This is a genomic window from Pedobacter hiemivivus (assembly GCF_005144565.1).
GTDB lineage: Bacteria > Bacteroidota > Bacteroidia > Sphingobacteriales > Sphingobacteriaceae > Pedobacter > Pedobacter hiemivivus.
In genome coordinates, this window is the sequence record NZ_SWDX01000005.1 from 633,043 (window position 1) to 649,694 (window position 16,652).

Consider the following 16,652-nt stretch of genomic DNA (forward strand, 5'->3'; position numbering starts at 1 on the left):
ATCAAAAATTATTTAATAAGGCCCAGGTACATTGCAATAGGCATTGAAGCGAACAACAAAGAAATGATAATTGAATACCATATTCCCAAACTTTTAATGATTGGTGTATACTTCTTGTGGTTCCAGCCTAAAGTTTGGAATGCCGAAGAGAAACCGTGCAGCAAGTGATAAGCCAATGAAACCATTGCCAATACATAAAGCACAACCAACAAAGGATCTTTAAAAGTTTCTACCATTACAGCAAAAAGATCATGGTTGCCATTAGCATCTGTCGTAGGAATGCCTGTAAAACGCGACATAACCCAGAACTTGTTGATGTGAACAATTAAGAAGATTAAAAGCAAAGTGCCTAATAAACCCATTGAACGGGAATACCATTTGCTATTTGCAGCGCCATTGGTAACGGCATACTTAACAGGACGTGCAGCCTGGTTTTGAAACACCAACCTGAAACCCTGAATAATATGCGCAAGCAAACCTGCAAATAAAACGATTTCCATAGCCCTGATTAACCAGTTAGTACCCATAAAATGCGCACCCATATTAAAAGTTAATCCGCCGTCATTCACATATATCAATGCATTGATAAAACAGTGCACTAAAAGAAATGAAATGAGAAACAGGCCCGTTATGCCCATTATTAATTTTTTTCCAATTGATGAGGAAAAAGCGTTTCCTAAACTTGCCATTAGATTGTTTTTTTATTTCTGTTATGTGCAAAAGTATTTAATAAAAGAATTAATCGGTTAATTCAAAGCACAAATCAGCTATTTAGAAACATTCTAACATTACATTTGGATGATAAATGTATCAAAACCAAAAAAGGGTAGCCGGAAACACCGACTACCCTTCTTCTATCGAGATTTTATATTAGAAAGAATAGGTAAACTTACCTTCTGCCGTTACCCCCGATATGGTAGTCATACCATTTCTTGACTGTGGTAAGGCAGCTTCAATATCCTTAGCACTATTTACAGGTCTACCATTTACAGCTGTAACCAACAGCCCTTTAGATATGTCCAAAGAATCGAAAATCTTACCTGGCACAACGCCTGTTACTACTACCCCGCTTTTTGCACCATACTTATTTTTAAGTTGTGCTGAAGCAGGAGCAAATGAAGCACCCAACTTTTCTATACTCGCACTACCGCCATTTTTAGCAATTGCCTCAGGTTTTGTCGCAGCTCCATCACCTTTCAATGTCACACGTGTATCTTTCAACTGTCCATTTCTAGAGTAAGTTAACTCTACTTTATCACCAGGGCTTAAACGACCTATTTTCTCTTGTAAATCTGGAGAATCATAGATGATGTTACCATCAATCTTTTTAATGATATCACCTTTTAGCAAGCCTGCCGCTGCTGCACCACTACCTGGAAGCACTTCATTTACATACAAACCAGAGTTGTCTTTTACATTTAACTTCTCAGCCAAATCAGCATCCAGTGTAGAGAACGTAACCCCAATATAACCACGTTTCACCGCGCCATATTTTCTGAAATCATCCAATATCTTTTTGGCCAGATTAACTGGAATCGCAAAACCGTAACCTACGTTTGTGCCTGTTTGAGATGCAATAGCTGCATTGATACCTACCAATTCACCATTTGCGTTTACCAACGCTCCACCGCTATTACCTGGGTTAATGGCCGCATCTGTCTGTATATACGACTCAATACTTGTATTTGCCGCACGTGCAGGCATTTTTCCAGTTCTTTGATATTCCTCAAAATCTTCTTCTGATGGTTGTTGTTGATCTCTAGCCAGAATACCAATACTACGTGATTTGGCACTTACAATTCCCGCCGTAACAGTGGTTTGTAAATCCAAAGGGAAACCTACCGCCAAAACCCACTCACCAATCTGAACATTATCAGAATTACCCATTTTCACTACAGGCAAATCAGTTGCATCAACTTTAATCAAAGCCAAATCCGTGTTTGGATCTTTACCAACGATTGTTGCACTAACCTTACGTCTATCAGACAAGATTACTTCAATTTTATCCGCATTATCTACCACGTGGTTATTGGTTACGATGTAACCATCAGGAGTTAAAATCACACCCGAACCCGAAGCTGCTCTTGGGGCACGTTGCATTTTACGTCCACCGCCGCCAAAGAAGTCAAACATATCCATTGGAGACGACGACCGTTCGCCACCTCCGCTATATGAAGTCTTAATGTGAACCACCGCTGGCGACACTGCCGCTGCTGCCTCCACAAAATCTACAGCTCCTGCCGAAGATATTTTGGCATTACTTGCAAAAAGCACCTTTTGTTGATCGGCAAATGACAGCAAGTTGTCATTTTTATGTTCCATCCATTTGTAGCCACCTAAGGCAGCTGCACCACCTATAAATGCAGCCAACGCTATTAATCCTATCCTTTTCATTTATATATTAGTTTATATTTAACTTATTTAAGAAACCTATTTAGTATTTTCTTTCCTAGATCTATTCAAATTTAATACCATAAGCGCGATATTTGCATCTGTAAACAGTCATGAATACTGTTAAAAAATGTTAAATGAGCAGTAAGCACTAAAAATGGACATTCAATTCTTCAAATACCAAGGCGCCGGGAACGATTTTATACTGATAGACCACAGGGTCAGCCCATTACAAAACATCAGCTACGAACGCATAGAACAACTATGTGATCGCCGTTTTGGCATCGGTGCGGATGGGTTGATGTTCTTAACTACTCATGATGAATATGATTTCGAAATGCATTATTACAATGCAGATGGCAAACCTGGTAGTATGTGTGGCAACGGTGGAAGGTGCATCGTCGCATTCGCTAAACACCTCGGTATCATTGACCGAGATACTAACTTTTTGGCAGTAGATGGTCCCCATTATGCCAAAATTTCCGAAGACGGCAACTGGGTAGACCTTCAAATGATAGACATAGACACCATTAATAGAGATGGAGATGCCTTTGTATTAAACACGGGATCACCACATTATGTAGCCCAAATGGAGAACCTCGAAGATTACGATGTTTTCCATAACGGCCAGGCCATTCGTAACAATGATACTTATAAAGAAAAAGGCATTAATGTTAATTTTGTAGAAGATAAAGGCGACTACCTTTTTGTACGCACTTTTGAGCGTGGCGTTGAGGATGAAACCTACGCCTGTGGTACTGGAGTTACTGCTGTAGCCCTATCTATGGCACAGCATAAAAATCTAAGCGGCCATATCAAAACACCTGTAAAAGTATTAGGTGGTGATTTAAGCATAGAATTCGACTATAATGGAAAGGAATTTACGCATGTATTTTTATGTGGACCGGCCGAAAAGGTATTTGAAGGGCAAGTAAGTATTTAAAAGCCCTTCAACCAACTTATTCCCTTTCTGCGAGGTGTGCGGCTACACCGATCTTAATTTCACCAAAAGAATAGTCCCTACCCAGTCGCTCCCTAATAGGGTTCATCTGTAAGGTTTTCAATTCAGTGATGGCCTCTAGTATCTTATTTAATTTTTTTGCTCCAATAATATCTTTGGCCGAGATCTCCTGCTTGGCCACATAGTGTGCCAAATGCCCTTCAATAGTACCAACAACCATTTTTCGTTCCTCGGCAATCTCCTGAATTGTCTTACCTTCATTCAACAAGATCAAGGATAATTCTTTCGTATCAGCCTTAGGCTCCTTTTCCTTCATTGGCGCTTTAGTGGTCCCAGACTTAGTTGATTTCCCTTTTTTCTCCGTAAAATCAAGTTTACCAGGCATTGCAAACACCGTCTCCATCTGTGCAGCTCTTTCTGCCTGACTTAACAAAGCATTCACATCCTTCTTGGTAAACTCTTTTCCGCTAATCGTAGCACTTAATAGTGCTGTAGCCTTGCGGATTTTCTTTACCTGCTCATAAAACAAGGCTTCCATCTCCAATAGCTCCGTTAAATAGGCAACAACCTGCTTATCCTGTTTCACCAATTCCATGCGTTCAAATATCTTTTTAGAAAAAGCCGAAAGCAGTGGATTAAAATAATTCTCCGCAGCAGTCGCTCTATCCAACAAGGTCTGTAAACCAGATTCAGACTTATCTTCGTACAATCTTTTAATCTGCGATAAAAACTTATTGGCATTTGCTTTTACTTCACTCAGGTCCTTTAACAACTGAGCAGCCCACTTCACGTGCTTTTGCTTGGCTGATTTATTAATGTCTTTGGTATAAGAATGCACATGTTCATATACGTAATTATCCAGTGGAGTTAAATCAAAGCATTGCAACAGGTAGAATCTTAAAAACGTTTCCGTTTCTTGTTGAATCCTACTTTCCAATGTGGATGGATCCTGTTTATTCTTTGAGAAAAAAGTCACATTCTGATCCTGTCTGATACCTGTTCCCGAAATAAGCGAAGTTAATACCAATCCATCTAAAGATCTTAGCCTGGACAATGCTACATAGATTTGCCCCGGAGCAAAAGCGTTCCCAATATCAATTATTGCTTTATCAAAGGTTAAACCTTGACTTTTATGTACCGTGATGGCCCAGGCCAGTTTCAATGGATATTGCGTAAAAGTACCAATCAGCTCTTCCTTTATTTCACCACTTACCTTATCGGTAGTATATCTGATGTTTTCCCATTTATATTTCTCCAGCACAATTTTTTCATTGTTGCCCTCCGTCTGCACTTCTATCCTATCCGTACTAAGGGCAATAACGGTCGCAATTTTACCATTAAAATAGCGCTGTTCACCACTAGGGTCGTTTTTAATAAACATCACCTGCGCGCCTATTTTCAGTTCGAGAATATGTTCTGCCGGGTACGAATACTCGCTAAACTCGTTCTCCACCTTAGCCATATACAGATAAGCAACATCCTTAAGTTCTTCCAGTCGCTGCTTGTTCAGGGTATCTGCCTTGTTGTTGTGCGTTGTTAGGGTAATGTACTTTTCATTTAATGACGGCATAAAATCAGCCTTATAGTGCTTTTCCAGCAAAGCCAGATCTGCTGCTGTGACTTCATTGTTTCTCAAGTTATTGAGCAGGTTAATGAACACATTGTCGGCCTGTCTATATATCTTTTCCAGCTCGATATAAACCGGTGGCTCATGATACAAAGCATGCGCATCGAAAAAATAAGCGCTTTTATAAAACTGGGCCAACATCGTCCATTCGTTAGATTTCACTACCGGAGGTAACTGATGTAAATCTCCAATAAATAAAACCTGCACACCACCAAAACTAGCCGTATTGTTTCTCCTAACATACCGCAGCACCATATCAATCGCATCGAGTAAATCTGCACGAAGCATACTTACCTCGTCAATGATCAGCAATTCCATATCCACCAAAACCTTACGTTTGGCAGCAGTCATGTTTAAATGGCGGACAATAGATTTTGGCGTATTGTATTGCTGATTGTAATGATCGCCATCTGCAGCAGGCTGTTTAGGCAGATAAGCCCCAAAAGGAAGCTGGAACAAAGAATGAATGGTCACCCCGTTCGCATTGATGGCTGCAATCCCTGTAGGCGCGGCAATCACCGCCTTTTTATGTGTTAAGTCTATTAAACGTCTTAAAAAAGTAGTTTTACCCGTACCCGCCTTTCCGGTAAGGAAAATATGTTTGGAAGTATAATTTACAAACCTGGCGGCAAGCTCAGCAGGATTAGCAGTTTCTGAATTCAGCATACTGCAAATCTAGCAAGAATTGCCTACTTTACCTTAATTAGCAGGTAACCATTGTAACTTAACTGTCGATTTAATTCTTCGGAATCTTCTGCGTCAGAACTTGTATTAAGCGACACAATCACAAATTTTAACTCATAGTTAGTTAAGTTCTGAGTTATTACAAGTGAATCTTTCGGCAAATAATAAGTATTACCGCCATTAGGTCTTTCTTTTAATTTGCCTGTCTTAAATGCTTTAATGGCATCTAATACCAATTTACGCAAATCCAACTCAACCGAGGAATCAGCTCCAATCTTCACCTTTAGATTCCCAACCTGCCTAACCCTTTCTACAATAACGGGCTGATTGTTAATCGTTGAGGTACTTTGTTCTGTATAACTCTCAATCGGAATGACATAATCATAGCCCTTTACGCTCACCATCGTCTCATCCAGAGGAACAAATCGTACGTGTTCCATATACCTATGCCCTATTCTTTTTATTTTGAGCAAAGCATAAGCAGTATCGGTTTTCTTACTTTTAATGCTATAACGAGATTGAGTAGTATCCCTGGCTTCAATCTTGGTCTCCAACGCTTCCAAATTCACCTTTGTAAAAGGCTGCAAAGTGCTTAAGCCGTGCCTGTCAACCAGGTAATCTACCACATCAGCCCGTTGATCCACATCCCTCTTACTGTTAGAAGCCATCAGCCTTTTTAAACGAGCTACCTGCGAATATTTAGATACTGAAAAAGCACTTTGAGGCCCATAAGTAGCCAACAAAGCCAATACACATAAGCTAACTGGAATGATTTCGATGTTTTGCTTTTTACTGATTAGGAAGTAAACGGTAATTAAGGTCAGCCATACGGCTAGTATAATCAATATATATCGTGATTCCGTAATGCCATAATTCCCTACCCTTTTCCAAACGGCAAGCAGCAATAACACCACCAGTGGGATCATCATCACATAGAAAAACCTCGAAAAAAGCTTCATCCAGCCATTCCCCTCCTTTTCCTTAATGGGATAGATAAGTAATAAAGACAGGATACCAAATACGGCATATCCCAAAATCAGCGTGGATACCAATCCTTTAGGCAGCTCCCAATTGACAATAATCTTAGCCTCATATACCAATAAAATAGCTAGATATATAGTCATTAAGGGGATTAGCACATACTGCGTGAATATTTTAAGGCCTTTAGGATAACTCTCGTCTTTATCTAATTCTTCAAAATCATCAGGCACTCCTGCTAGAAAGAAAATTGTCATAAATCCGGCGGTAACTATAGCAAATAAGCGCATATAGGTCCTCCAGCTAATATTTACATTAAATAAACCATCAATTGCGACAAGCGCGATAGCCAATCCGGCAAAAAGTACACCTGCATAAAGCGCAGAGGTAAGTATCCTTAAGAATAAAGTTTTATTGTATTGCCAAAAGCCATTCGCGCTGCCATTTCTTATAAAAGGAGCAAAAGCAACCAGCAAATGAAAGCCGAATGCCAGCAAACCTATCCGGAAAACATCGGCCAGGTAAAAAGATGGTTTTAAGACAAAATATAAGCCTGTACAGATCAATGCGGCACCTAAGCGTAAGGCCCATTGTTTTACTGCCTGAAGCTTATTGGCCTCTGCGTAAAGATCTACCGCCAAAAGCAAAGTCAATGCAAGATTACAAACCGAAAGGAATACCGTAAGCTGTTCTTCTGTACGTCTACTTACATCAACAAGATAACACCATGATATTGTAGCCGCTATAGCCACCAAAACCTGCAAAGGAAACCGAGAAACAACTTTAACAAAGCTGATCCATAAGGAATGTACTGAAGGTAATTTGAGTTTCATAGAAAGAATTTAATAGTGCTGATAAAAGTAACCAAATTTAGACTAAACTTTTTCGGGAAAAATCTTTAACAAACTTTAACATCGCGCGTCTTATATTCCTACGAATATAAGCTATAGCTTTATTCCCGACAAAACACTAACAATGAAACTGACTTATTTAACGCTTTTAATGGTGTTTAACACTATGCTTTTGTTTGCGCAAAAACCTTACGCCATTAAGGGATCTGTAAGGGATACCATGGCGACTTATAAACTGATCAATACAACTATCACCTTATTAAACCAGAAAGATTCTACACTTGTAAAATTTACGCGGGCAAACGCTGAGGGATCTTTTGCCATCAACAATCTGCGTTCCGGAAAGTTTATTTTACTGGTTACTTATCCTGGCTATGCTGATTACGCCGAGAACTTCACACTAGACACGATTAATCAGGAGAAAGATTTCAGTGACATCAATCTTATCCTACGATCAACACTGTTAGAGGGGGTAATCATTAAAGGGAATGCCGCAATAACCTTTAAAGGCGATACTACAGAATTTAATGCGGGCAGCTATAATATCCAACCCAACTCCAAGGTAGAGGACCTGTTGAAGCAGTTACCAGGCGTTCAAATAGATAAGGACGGAAGAATTACAGCACAAGGAGAAAAAGTAAATAAAGTTCTGGTTGATGGTGAAGAGTTTTTTGGTGACGATCCAACATTGGTGACCAAAAATTTGCGTGGAGACATGATAGATAAGGTCCAGCTCTATGATAAGAAAAGTGATCAGGCCGCTTTTACCGGAATAGATGATGGTGAAAAATCAAAAACCATCAACCTTAAATTAAAAGAGGATAAAAAGAATGGGTATTTCGGAAAGCTGAATGCTGGAATTGGCACAAAAGATTTTTATCAGAACCAGGCTACCGTGAATGTTTTTAAGGGCAAGCAAAAGTACGCAGCTTACGGAACTATAGGGAATACTAATGAATCTTTTGGCAACAATATCTCTATGGGCTCCGTTGAATTTTCAGAAGATGGAGGAATGATGATGAGTATGGAGGGTGGAGACGACTTTGATATGGGCGGCGGAGCGGGTGGAATCTCCATTAAAAGAAATGCAGGACTGCACTACGATAGCAAATGGAAAGACAAATATGGGATCAACACCAATTACAAGTTAGGTTCTGTTAGCTCTGAAGGAGAAAACAATAGTCTGAGCATAAATGCACTGCCTGGTCAAACCAACACCAGTAAATCTGACCAAAAATCCAGCAGTTTCTCTTTCAACCAGAAATTAGATGGCACATTGAGCATGCGTTTAGATTCCAGTTCAACTCTAAAATTGACGGTTAGCGGATCGCTAAAAAACAACGATTCTACAGATGACTATGAGTCTTCGACCCAAAGAGAAGACAATAGCCTTTTAAATCGTGGGAAGAGAACAATCAACAATGAAAGTGATGAAAAGGGATTTAATGCCACTGCATTTTGGGCAAAGAAATTAAAGAAAAAAGGTAGGACAGTTTCTGTAAACGTCAAACAATCCTTTAAAGAAACCACCGGCACGGGCTTTCTTAATTCTAAAAACGAATTCCTTAATATCCAAAACAAACCGGACAGTACTGTCTACATAGATCAATACAAGACAAGCGATATATTCAAATCATCGTTTAGCACCAATGCAACGTATACAGAACCTATTTCAAAAGCCCTTGCGCTTGTGCTCAACTATGGCTTAAACCTAAATAACAGTAGCTCAAATAAAAAATCTTTCAATAAAGACATCATAGGGAATTACAATGATCTTGACGAAGAATACAGTAACAACTTTAAAATGACCCAATTGAGTAATAACGCCGGTCTAAATTTCAATTACAGAGCCGGAAAATCGATTGTAATCTTTGGCACGAGACTTAATGCAGTAAGGTTTAAACAAGTTGATTTGTATGAAGATACGACCTTGAAGAGGAGCTTCATCAACTGGAGTCCACAGGTAAACTACAGCTATAATTTTTCAAGAAGCACTTCCCTTCGGGTCAGTTACAATGGAAATACTTCACAACCTGGAATGGAACAAATTCAGCCTTACAGAGCAAATACAGATCCGCTATATATTGTTTTGGGCAACCCGAACTTAAGTCCTTCCTTTAGCAACAGCTTTGGTATTTCATACAGTTCGTTTAAGATCCTGACTGAACAAGTCCTTATGGTGAATGGTAATTTCGGCTTTACATCCAATGCGATTACCAGCAATATTGTTACAGATAAAGCCGGCAAGACAACTGCTCAGGCCATAAACATGAGCGGCAAAACACCCATAAATTTTAACTTAAATATATCTGCTGGCAGAAAAATAAAAGAAATAAATCTGAATATCGAGGCCCGTGCGGGTGGTAACTACAATTATAGCATATCCAATAATTCACTAAATACATCAAGATCTTTCAATTATTCGGTAGGCCCTTCCATTAATAAATATACGGATAAGTATAGCATCCAATTAAGTTTGAGCCCAAGTTACAATACCTCCAGTACCTCCCTAGTGGGCGTTAAGAACAACAATGACAGTTATGGTGCGAATGGAAATTTCGAGCTAATGGCTCGCTTACCAGGTAAAGTAGAGCTTCGTACAAACGGAGAATACCAATACACAGGTAAAAGTCAGGCTTTCAACGAATCGCTAAACCGACTGATATGGAATGCTTCTATCAATAAGAAATTCCTGAAAACGGAAAGCTTAAACCTTTCATTATCGGGAAAGGATTTACTTAACCAAAATTCAGGCTTCAGCAGATCAGTTTATAACAATACGATCAATCAAAGTAATTCAACCACTATTCAACGTTATTTTATGCTTTCTCTGGCATGGGATTTCAATAAAATGGGTGGTGCATAAATAGAAAAATACAATGAAAACAAAGTTCATATTATTAGCAGGTCTGATTTTTACCGTACATCATCTATTTGCTCAAAATGTCAGATTTACAAACAGTGGAGTTATAGAATTCGAAAAGAGTATCAATCAACATGCTACGATTAAAAAAGCTATAGCGCGGTCAGGAGGCATGATGGGCAGTTCTTTTGACGATTTTAAAAAGTCTGCACCTCAGTTTAAGCTACTAAAAAGTACCCTCAGGTTTTCAGGCAATAAGACTTTGTTTGCACCTGTTGTGGAAACAGACGATAACCGCGGAATGTTTGGCGGCTCCCCAGAATCAGAGCAATCCAATATTACCTATACAGACTTGTCTACAAATACATTTATAACAGAAAAGAAGTTTTTTGAAGAAACCTTTCTGGTAAAAGACAGCCCACGAAAAATCAACTGGAAGCTAACCAGCGAAATGCGTGATATCGCAGGCTACGAATGTCGCAGGGCAAATGCCATTATTATGGATTCGGTATACGTTGTTGCCTTTTACACGGATAAAATCCCTGTTTCAGGGGGACCGGAATCATTTACAGGATTACCCGGGATGATTCTTGGTGTCGCGCTTCCACATGATAATATAACATGGTTTGCTAAAACTGTTACCGACAGGCCTATTCCTGTTACAGAAATAAAGCCTCCTACTAAAGGGAAACCTATGGACAATAAAAGCCTTTTAGAAACCATTAGCAAAGTATTGAACAGATGGGGCAGTGAAGCAAGCAGGATGATTAAACTTCTTTTAATCTAGTTTACCAGTAATTTGTAGCCTTTACCGTGCACATTAAGGATCTCCACTTTAGGGTCATCCCGCAAATACTTCCTCAATTTACTTAAAAAAACATCCATACTACGACCATTAAAATAATTATCATCATGCCAAATGCTCAACAAAGCTTCTTCACGGGTAAGTACGGCATTCTTTTTAAGACAAAGCAGACGCAACAATTCGGCTTCTTTAGTAGAAAGTTTTTGTTGAAACCCATTAAAATGGATTAGCTGGGTGGTATAATCAAAAGTATAATCACCTATTTGAAACTGTGTTTGCGCAGGTCCAGGATCAACTTGTTCCTTTACCGCAACGCGCTTCAACAAGGCATTTATACGCAGCAGCAACTCTTCAATCCTAAACGGCTTGGTAATGTAATCATCACCTCCAAGATCATAAGCAGAAGCTTTATCTTCCATCATGGCTTTAGCTGTGGCAAAAATTATAGGCACATCCTGATTGATCTTTCTAATCTCTTTACCTAATGTAAAGCCATCCTTTTTAGGCATCATTACATCCAGGATACAAAGGTCAAATTCTTGTTTACTAAACGCCCTCAAGCCCTCTTCTCCATCAGTACATAGTACTACATCAAATTTTCCTTTTAATTGAAGGTAGTCCTGCAAAAGCAACCCAAGATTGGGATCATCTTCTACCAATAAAATTCTTTTCATCAGTTGTGGTTTAGTGGTAAATTAATCTCAAATGTAGTCCCTTTATCCTTCTCACTAAGCACTTTTATGCTTCCGTTCATTTGTTCAACAATATCCTGTACGTAGTTAAGCCCGAGACCGAAGCCTTTCACGTCGTGTAAATTACCTGTTGGCACCCTATAAAATTGATCAAAAATACGCTTGGCATGTTCCTTGGTCATCCCTATACCTTGATCTGAGATCTCAATAGTCAGCATTTTATCTGTGCTTCTCGTTGTTATCGTGATATCAGGGGCATTGGCGCTGTATTTATTGGCATTGTCGACCAAGTTAAAAAACACGTTAGACAGATGCAATTCATCCCCAGACACCATCGAATGGCTGGCATTTAGGTTTAGCGTAACCTTTGCATTTTTCCTTTGCAGTTGCAAGCTCATGCTATCCACCACGGCCGAAATCAGATCATGGATATCAACGTCCTTATGCTCTAACTTTAACTCTTTCTTTTCCAGTCTGGCAATACTCAACACACGTTCTATATGATTGCCCAACCGTACATTCTCATCGTAAATAATACCGGCAAGCCTGCTAATCCTGCTTTTATCTGCTACTACCTCTGGATCTTTCAGTGCCTCACTGGCAATCATAATGGTAGCCACGGGGGTTTTAAACTCGTGGGTCATATTATTAATGAAGTCGGTCTTCATTTCAGAGATTTTCTTTTGCTTCAATATCGCATAAATGGTATAAGCAAAAATAAAGATCAGCACCAGCAACAAACCTGCAGAGGAGGCCATAGTAGCCCACATATTACTAAGGATTAAAGAATTTTTATTGGGAAAATACAAGTACAGCATCCCCGGATCACGAAAGATCTCGTTACTAAATAAGGTGGTTCGGTAAGTATTTTCTGGCAATATATCCGTTTGAGCATTGGAAACTTTCTGATAAAGTACAGAGTCCTTATTCGCCAATTTCAACCAGAAATCGTAGTTTAAACTCACATTCCGATCTTGCAACTCCTTTTTAATCAAGGTATCCAAAGCATCTATAGATACCCTTTGGTTAATAGGCACATACACCTGACGCATTTCTTTAGCTACATCTTCCAGATAGTTTAAATTGGTACCCTCCAGAGCCACCGTATCCTGCATCAACTCTTTTAGCCCCTCCAGATATCGTTGAACTGCCGTTTTATCCTCTATACTAAACTTAAGCGCGAGTTCAGGTGTCACTCTTTCCAGCGTTACCGTTATTGGATTAAGGTTTTGAGGATTATAAGCGAGATACCTGATACTATCTGCCAGATGATCAGGCGCCAAGGTAAATGTGGACGATCTTTTAGACACAACAGTTTGATTGACATTGCCGCGCACATTCCCAAAGGCATCTACGCCAAAATCAACTTGAACCTGCAGGGAAGATTTCCCTTTGTTATTTACATTCGAAATTTCCTGATATACCTCTTCACTAATCAGCTCTGGTTTCAAGAAAGTAACCCGAACAATACTGTCGCGCATATTCAGGTCAGTAATCACCTTCCTTTGCTGCTCGCGTTTTCTCCGGATTTCCTGCTCCTTAAACTGTTCCTTAAAATCAATTATTCGCTGTGCCTTATTTCTAAAATCACGTTCTCGCTCTTTTCTTACTTCGTAATCTTTTTTAGTAATATGAACTGCTGCGTAACGCCTTTGCACCTTATTGACCACAGCATTTAAAGCTTGCTGTACATCCTGTTCAAAAAGCTGTGATTTTAGATTATAAGCCTCCCTGATGTAATACAATTGCATTACAAACACCCCTAGCAATGCTACGGTCATTAGTCCGGTAATTAGCCAAAGGCTCCTTTTCTTCATCTATAGATTTAATCAAAAATAAAGAAGCATTCACATAAAACGCCTTATTTAACAAATTTTAACACGGCATTGACGGCTTCAGCAATACACAAGAGAGTAATTGATGCTAATTCAAAAGCTTATTTCTAGCAATCTCAATGGCTTTGTGAAGCTTCTGCTGCAACAGCTCCGGCGAAGGCAAGGCCGTTAAATATTCGGCTACTTTAATTCCTGCTTTATCCAATTGCAATAGTTCAATTTGTTCCTTATTACCTTCTGCGCAAAGTATAAGCCCAATAGGCGGCTGTTCTCCTTCCTGCATTTCGTGTTTTTCAAGCCACCTCAAATAAAGTTCCATCTGCCCCTTATAGGATGCTTTAAATTTACCCAACTTCAGCTCAACAGCGACTAGTCGCTTTAACTTTCGGTGATAGAAAAGCAAATCCAATTTAAAATCTTCACCATCAATGGATAAATTCTTTTGTCGCTCAATAAAACTAAAGCCAGTGCCCAATTCCAAAATAAATTGCTCCAATTCTCTTAAAACAGCATCTTCAAGATTTTTCTCTGAATAGTCATTGTTCAGTCCTAAAAAATTCAGAAAATAAGGACTTCTAAAAATCAGATCAGGAGTAACTTTATTTTCTTCTCTCAGTGCTCTCAGCTCATGTTCAATCAGTTCCTCTGGCTTTTTACTTATAGCCGTTCGTTCATAAAGCATTGACTGAATACGCTCTTGTAATTGCCGAGACGACCATCTTTCGAGTTTACACATCTCTACATAAAAATCCCGCTTTAAAGGCTCATCAATAAACATTAAAGTCCTAATATGAGTCCAACTCAATTTTGTACGCACTGCGTACAAAATCTTTTCATCAGGAAATACAGTCGCAAATTGCATACATTTCCTCAAATGATTTTCGCCCCAACCTTTCCCATAATCTTCCGTCAAGTGCTTTGCCAGCGACGACACAATCTGCTTTCCATACTCTGCCCTGGTATTCAGCAAAACTTCATCATTAATCCTTTTTCCTATTTTCCAGTAAAGCAAAGTAATCTCACTGTTTACAACAACCGCTACATTATTCCTACTGGTTTCAATTAATTGTCTAACATCCGAAGTAATCGGCAGTGCTATTTCAACTTTCATATCCATAAATTTTACTGATAAAACCTTTAATGATTTACCAGTAACTTATGCTATTCAAAACAAACTTCCACAAAAACATATGTATAAATTATTGATTTACAATATCTTGAATAAAACTCCAAAATATTGTAAAAAAATCCATTCAAAAAAAATGCCGGAAGGTATTTCCGGCATAATTGTAAATTTGTTTACTTAAAAAAGCTCTTAAAAAGGAAGATCGTCTTCCTCGCCCGGTGCGCTGTTTAAATCAGCTGGTGGGGCATATGCTGGAGTAGATGCGGCGGCAGCACCTGGTGTTAATGCATTGATACGCCATACTACCAAACTGTTAAAATAAGATGTTTTTCCGGCTTTATCAGTCCAGGGACGACCGCGTAGATTGAATGAAACTTCGATATCATCACCTTGTTTCAAGCTATCAAATAAAGCTGTTTTATCTTGTAAAGCCTCAAACCTGATGTATTCAGGATAAGTAGGGTTTTCTGCATATTCTATAATCAGGTCTCTTTTCTTAAAAGTCTCGCTCACCTGTTGTAATGCACCGATTTCATGCACTTTTCCTTTTATTTCCATAACAAATACTCGTTTATTCTACTACAAAGTTCAAATCTCTATATTTTTATTGATAACTTCGCACAATAAATTATGCAAGTTTTCCACACAAAAAGTAAGGTTATTATAACCTGCAATAAGCGCCTTTCTCCTTATTTATTAGGGGAGGTTAAAGACCTGGGTTATGAAATCGTAAGAGATTTCCCTACAGGCGTAGAACTGAACATCACCCTGTCTGAATGCATTAAGCTAAACCTTAATCTAAGGTGTGCAAGCCAGATTTTATACTGTTTGAAGAGTTTTAAGGCTAATAATCCGGAAGAATTATATCGCGAAATGGTGGATATGCCATGGGAAGAATTGATCGATTTTTCAGGTTATTTCTCTGTAACTTCAAATGTGGATAACCCAACTATTACCACTCCACTTTTTGCCAACTTAAAGGTAAAAGATGCTATAGTTGACAGGATTAAAGAGAAAAAAGGTATCCGCCCAAATTCGGGTTCTGATGCCAATAAAGCGGTTGTCCATCTATATTGGAAAGACAGCGAGGCTGACATATTTATCGATACTTCTGGCGAAACCTTAGCTAAACATGGCTACCGAAAGATCCCAGGAAAAGCACCTATGCTTGAAGCATTGGCTGCAGCTGTAGTATTGAGCACTAAATGGGATCAAAAATCACCATTTGTAAATCCAATGTGTGGTTCCGGAACATTGGCTATTGAGGCTGCCTTAATTGCAACCAACCGTCGCCCTGGATTATTCCGTATGAATTATGGCTTCATGCACATCATGGGATATGATGAGCAAGTATTTTTTACCGAACGCAGAATATTAAAAGATCAAGTAATCAAAAATGTTGATCTACAAATCATCGCTACGGATTTATCTGACGATGCAGTTGATATCAGTCGCAAAAACGCCAAAACTGCCGGTGTAGATACACTGATCACTTTCGAAGTATGCGATTTTGCCGACACTCAGGTTCCTGAAGGTGGCAAAGGTGTTGTCGTATTTAACCCCGAGTATGGTGAGCGATTAGGTGTACACTCTAAATTAGAGGCTACCTACAAACGCATGGGTGATTTTATGAAGCAACATTGCAAGGGTTATTCTGGATATATATTTACAGGAAACCCTGATCTAGCTAAAAAGATTGGACTTAAAGCTGATCGAAAAGTAGAATTTTATAATGGAAAGCTGGATTGCCGAATGCTAGAATACGAATTGTATGATGGCAGCAGAAGACCTGATGATGAAAGACCGATTAAACCAACAGAATAAAAACACTGCCAGCTA

Annotated in this window: 12 protein-coding genes; 4 read left to right on the forward strand and 8 right to left on the reverse strand. The window is 39.1% G+C overall.

What is annotated here, in order from left to right; all coding sequences use genetic code 11:
- Positions 1 to 8: 8 nt before the first annotated feature.
- Together FBD94_RS15760 and FBD94_RS15765 are read right to left on the reverse strand one after the other, a co-directional pair.
- Positions 9 to 689, reverse strand: coding sequence for a succinate dehydrogenase cytochrome b subunit (locus FBD94_RS15760; RefSeq protein ID WP_136880880.1), 681 nt, complete (start codon positions 687 to 689; stop codon positions 9 to 11).
- 181 nt (positions 690 to 870) lie between these two features.
- Positions 871 to 2,394 (reverse strand): S1C family serine protease, encoded by a 1,524-nt coding sequence (locus FBD94_RS15765; RefSeq protein ID WP_131607980.1) that lies wholly within the window; start codon positions 2,392 to 2,394, stop codon positions 871 to 873.
- 154 nt (positions 2,395 to 2,548) lie between these two features.
- Between FBD94_RS15765 and dapF the strand changes: the two genes are divergently transcribed.
- A complete protein-coding gene (gene dapF / locus FBD94_RS15770; protein ID WP_136880881.1) occupies positions 2,549 to 3,334 on the forward strand; it encodes a diaminopimelate epimerase in 786 nt (261 codons plus the stop codon).
- Positions 3,335 to 3,350: 16 nt separating this feature from the next.
- Here the strand turns inward: dapF and FBD94_RS15775 are convergent, their stop codons facing one another.
- Positions 3,351 to 5,645: a helix-turn-helix domain-containing protein gene (locus FBD94_RS15775; RefSeq protein ID WP_136880882.1), complete on the reverse strand. Its 2,295-nt coding sequence runs from the start codon at positions 5,643 to 5,645 to the stop codon at positions 3,351 to 3,353.
- Positions 5,646 to 5,668: 23 nt separating this feature from the next.
- On the reverse strand, positions 5,669 to 7,474 hold the full coding sequence (locus FBD94_RS15780) for a DUF4153 domain-containing protein (RefSeq protein WP_136880883.1): 1,806 nt from the start codon (positions 7,472 to 7,474) through the stop codon (positions 5,669 to 5,671).
- 142 nt (positions 7,475 to 7,616) lie between these two features.
- Between FBD94_RS15780 and FBD94_RS15785 the strand changes: the two genes are divergently transcribed.
- Entirely contained in the window at positions 7,617 to 10,358 is a 2,742-nt protein-coding gene (locus tag FBD94_RS15785) for a TonB-dependent receptor (protein WP_136880884.1), read from the forward strand.
- A gap of 13 nt (positions 10,359 to 10,371) precedes the next feature.
- Positions 10,372 to 11,142, forward strand: coding sequence for a GLPGLI family protein (locus FBD94_RS15790; protein ID WP_136880885.1), 771 nt, complete (start codon positions 10,372 to 10,374; stop codon positions 11,140 to 11,142).
- On the opposite strand, the gene FBD94_RS15795 is transcribed toward FBD94_RS15790, so the two are convergent.
- The 4 genes from FBD94_RS15795 to FBD94_RS15810 all read right to left on the reverse strand — a co-directional run bounded on the left by FBD94_RS15795 (position 11,139) and on the right by FBD94_RS15810 (position 15,371).
- Complete coding sequence (locus FBD94_RS15795; RefSeq protein WP_090781369.1) at positions 11,139 to 11,834, reverse strand: response regulator transcription factor; 696 nt, start codon at positions 11,832 to 11,834, stop codon at positions 11,139 to 11,141. The genes FBD94_RS15790 and FBD94_RS15795 overlap by 4 nt on opposite strands.
- Positions 11,834 to 13,669: a sensor histidine kinase gene (locus FBD94_RS15800; protein WP_136880886.1), complete on the reverse strand. Its 1,836-nt coding sequence runs from the start codon at positions 13,667 to 13,669 to the stop codon at positions 11,834 to 11,836. Before FBD94_RS15800 ends, FBD94_RS15795 begins: the two co-directional genes overlap by 1 nt.
- Positions 13,670 to 13,775: 106 nt before the next feature.
- Entirely contained in the window at positions 13,776 to 14,798 is a 1,023-nt protein-coding gene (locus FBD94_RS15805) for a PDDEXK nuclease domain-containing protein (RefSeq protein ID WP_136880887.1), read from the reverse strand.
- A 204-nt stretch (positions 14,799 to 15,002) separates the two neighbouring features.
- Positions 15,003 to 15,371, reverse strand: a complete 369-nt coding sequence (locus tag FBD94_RS15810) for a DUF3127 domain-containing protein (RefSeq protein WP_131607973.1) — start codon at positions 15,369 to 15,371, stop codon at positions 15,003 to 15,005.
- A gap of 72 nt (positions 15,372 to 15,443) precedes the next feature.
- Between FBD94_RS15810 and FBD94_RS15815 the strand changes: the two genes are divergently transcribed.
- Positions 15,444 to 16,637 (forward strand): THUMP domain-containing class I SAM-dependent RNA methyltransferase, encoded by a 1,194-nt coding sequence (locus tag FBD94_RS15815; protein WP_136880888.1) that lies wholly within the window; start codon positions 15,444 to 15,446, stop codon positions 16,635 to 16,637.
- Positions 16,638 to 16,652 lie beyond the last annotated feature (15 nt).

What these genes read in the sequence shown, in the direction of transcription:
- FBD94_RS15785 (WP_136880884.1), top strand. Translation starts at nt 7,617, where the DNA reads ATGAAACTGACTTATTTAACGCTTTTAATGGTGTTTAACACTATGCTT.
- FBD94_RS15795 (WP_090781369.1), bottom strand. Translation starts at nt 11,834, where the DNA reads ATGAAAAGAATTTTATTGGTAGAAGATGATCCCAATCTTGGGTTGCTT.
- FBD94_RS15800 (WP_136880886.1), bottom strand. Translation starts at nt 13,669, where the DNA reads ATGAAGAAAAGGAGCCTTTGGCTAATTACCGGACTAATGACCGTAGCA.
- FBD94_RS15815 (WP_136880888.1), top strand. Translation starts at nt 15,444, where the DNA reads ATGCAAGTTTTCCACACAAAAAGTAAGGTTATTATAACCTGCAATAAG.
- FBD94_RS15805 (WP_136880887.1), bottom strand. Translation starts at nt 14,798, where the DNA reads ATGAAAGTTGAAATAGCACTGCCGATTACTTCGGATGTTAGACAATTA.
- dapF (WP_136880881.1), top strand. Translation starts at nt 2,549, where the DNA reads ATGGACATTCAATTCTTCAAATACCAAGGCGCCGGGAACGATTTTATA.
- FBD94_RS15775 (WP_136880882.1), bottom strand. Translation starts at nt 5,645, where the DNA reads ATGCTGAATTCAGAAACTGCTAATCCTGCTGAGCTTGCCGCCAGGTTT.
- FBD94_RS15780 (WP_136880883.1), bottom strand. Translation starts at nt 7,474, where the DNA reads ATGAAACTCAAATTACCTTCAGTACATTCCTTATGGATCAGCTTTGTT.
- FBD94_RS15765 (WP_131607980.1), bottom strand. Translation starts at nt 2,394, where the DNA reads ATGAAAAGGATAGGATTAATAGCGTTGGCTGCATTTATAGGTGGTGCA.
- FBD94_RS15810 (WP_131607973.1), bottom strand. Translation starts at nt 15,371, where the DNA reads ATGGAAATAAAAGGAAAAGTGCATGAAATCGGTGCATTACAACAGGTG.
- FBD94_RS15790 (WP_136880885.1), top strand. Translation starts at nt 10,372, where the DNA reads ATGAAAACAAAGTTCATATTATTAGCAGGTCTGATTTTTACCGTACAT.
- FBD94_RS15760 (WP_136880880.1), bottom strand. Translation starts at nt 689, where the DNA reads ATGGCAAGTTTAGGAAACGCTTTTTCCTCATCAATTGGAAAAAAATTA.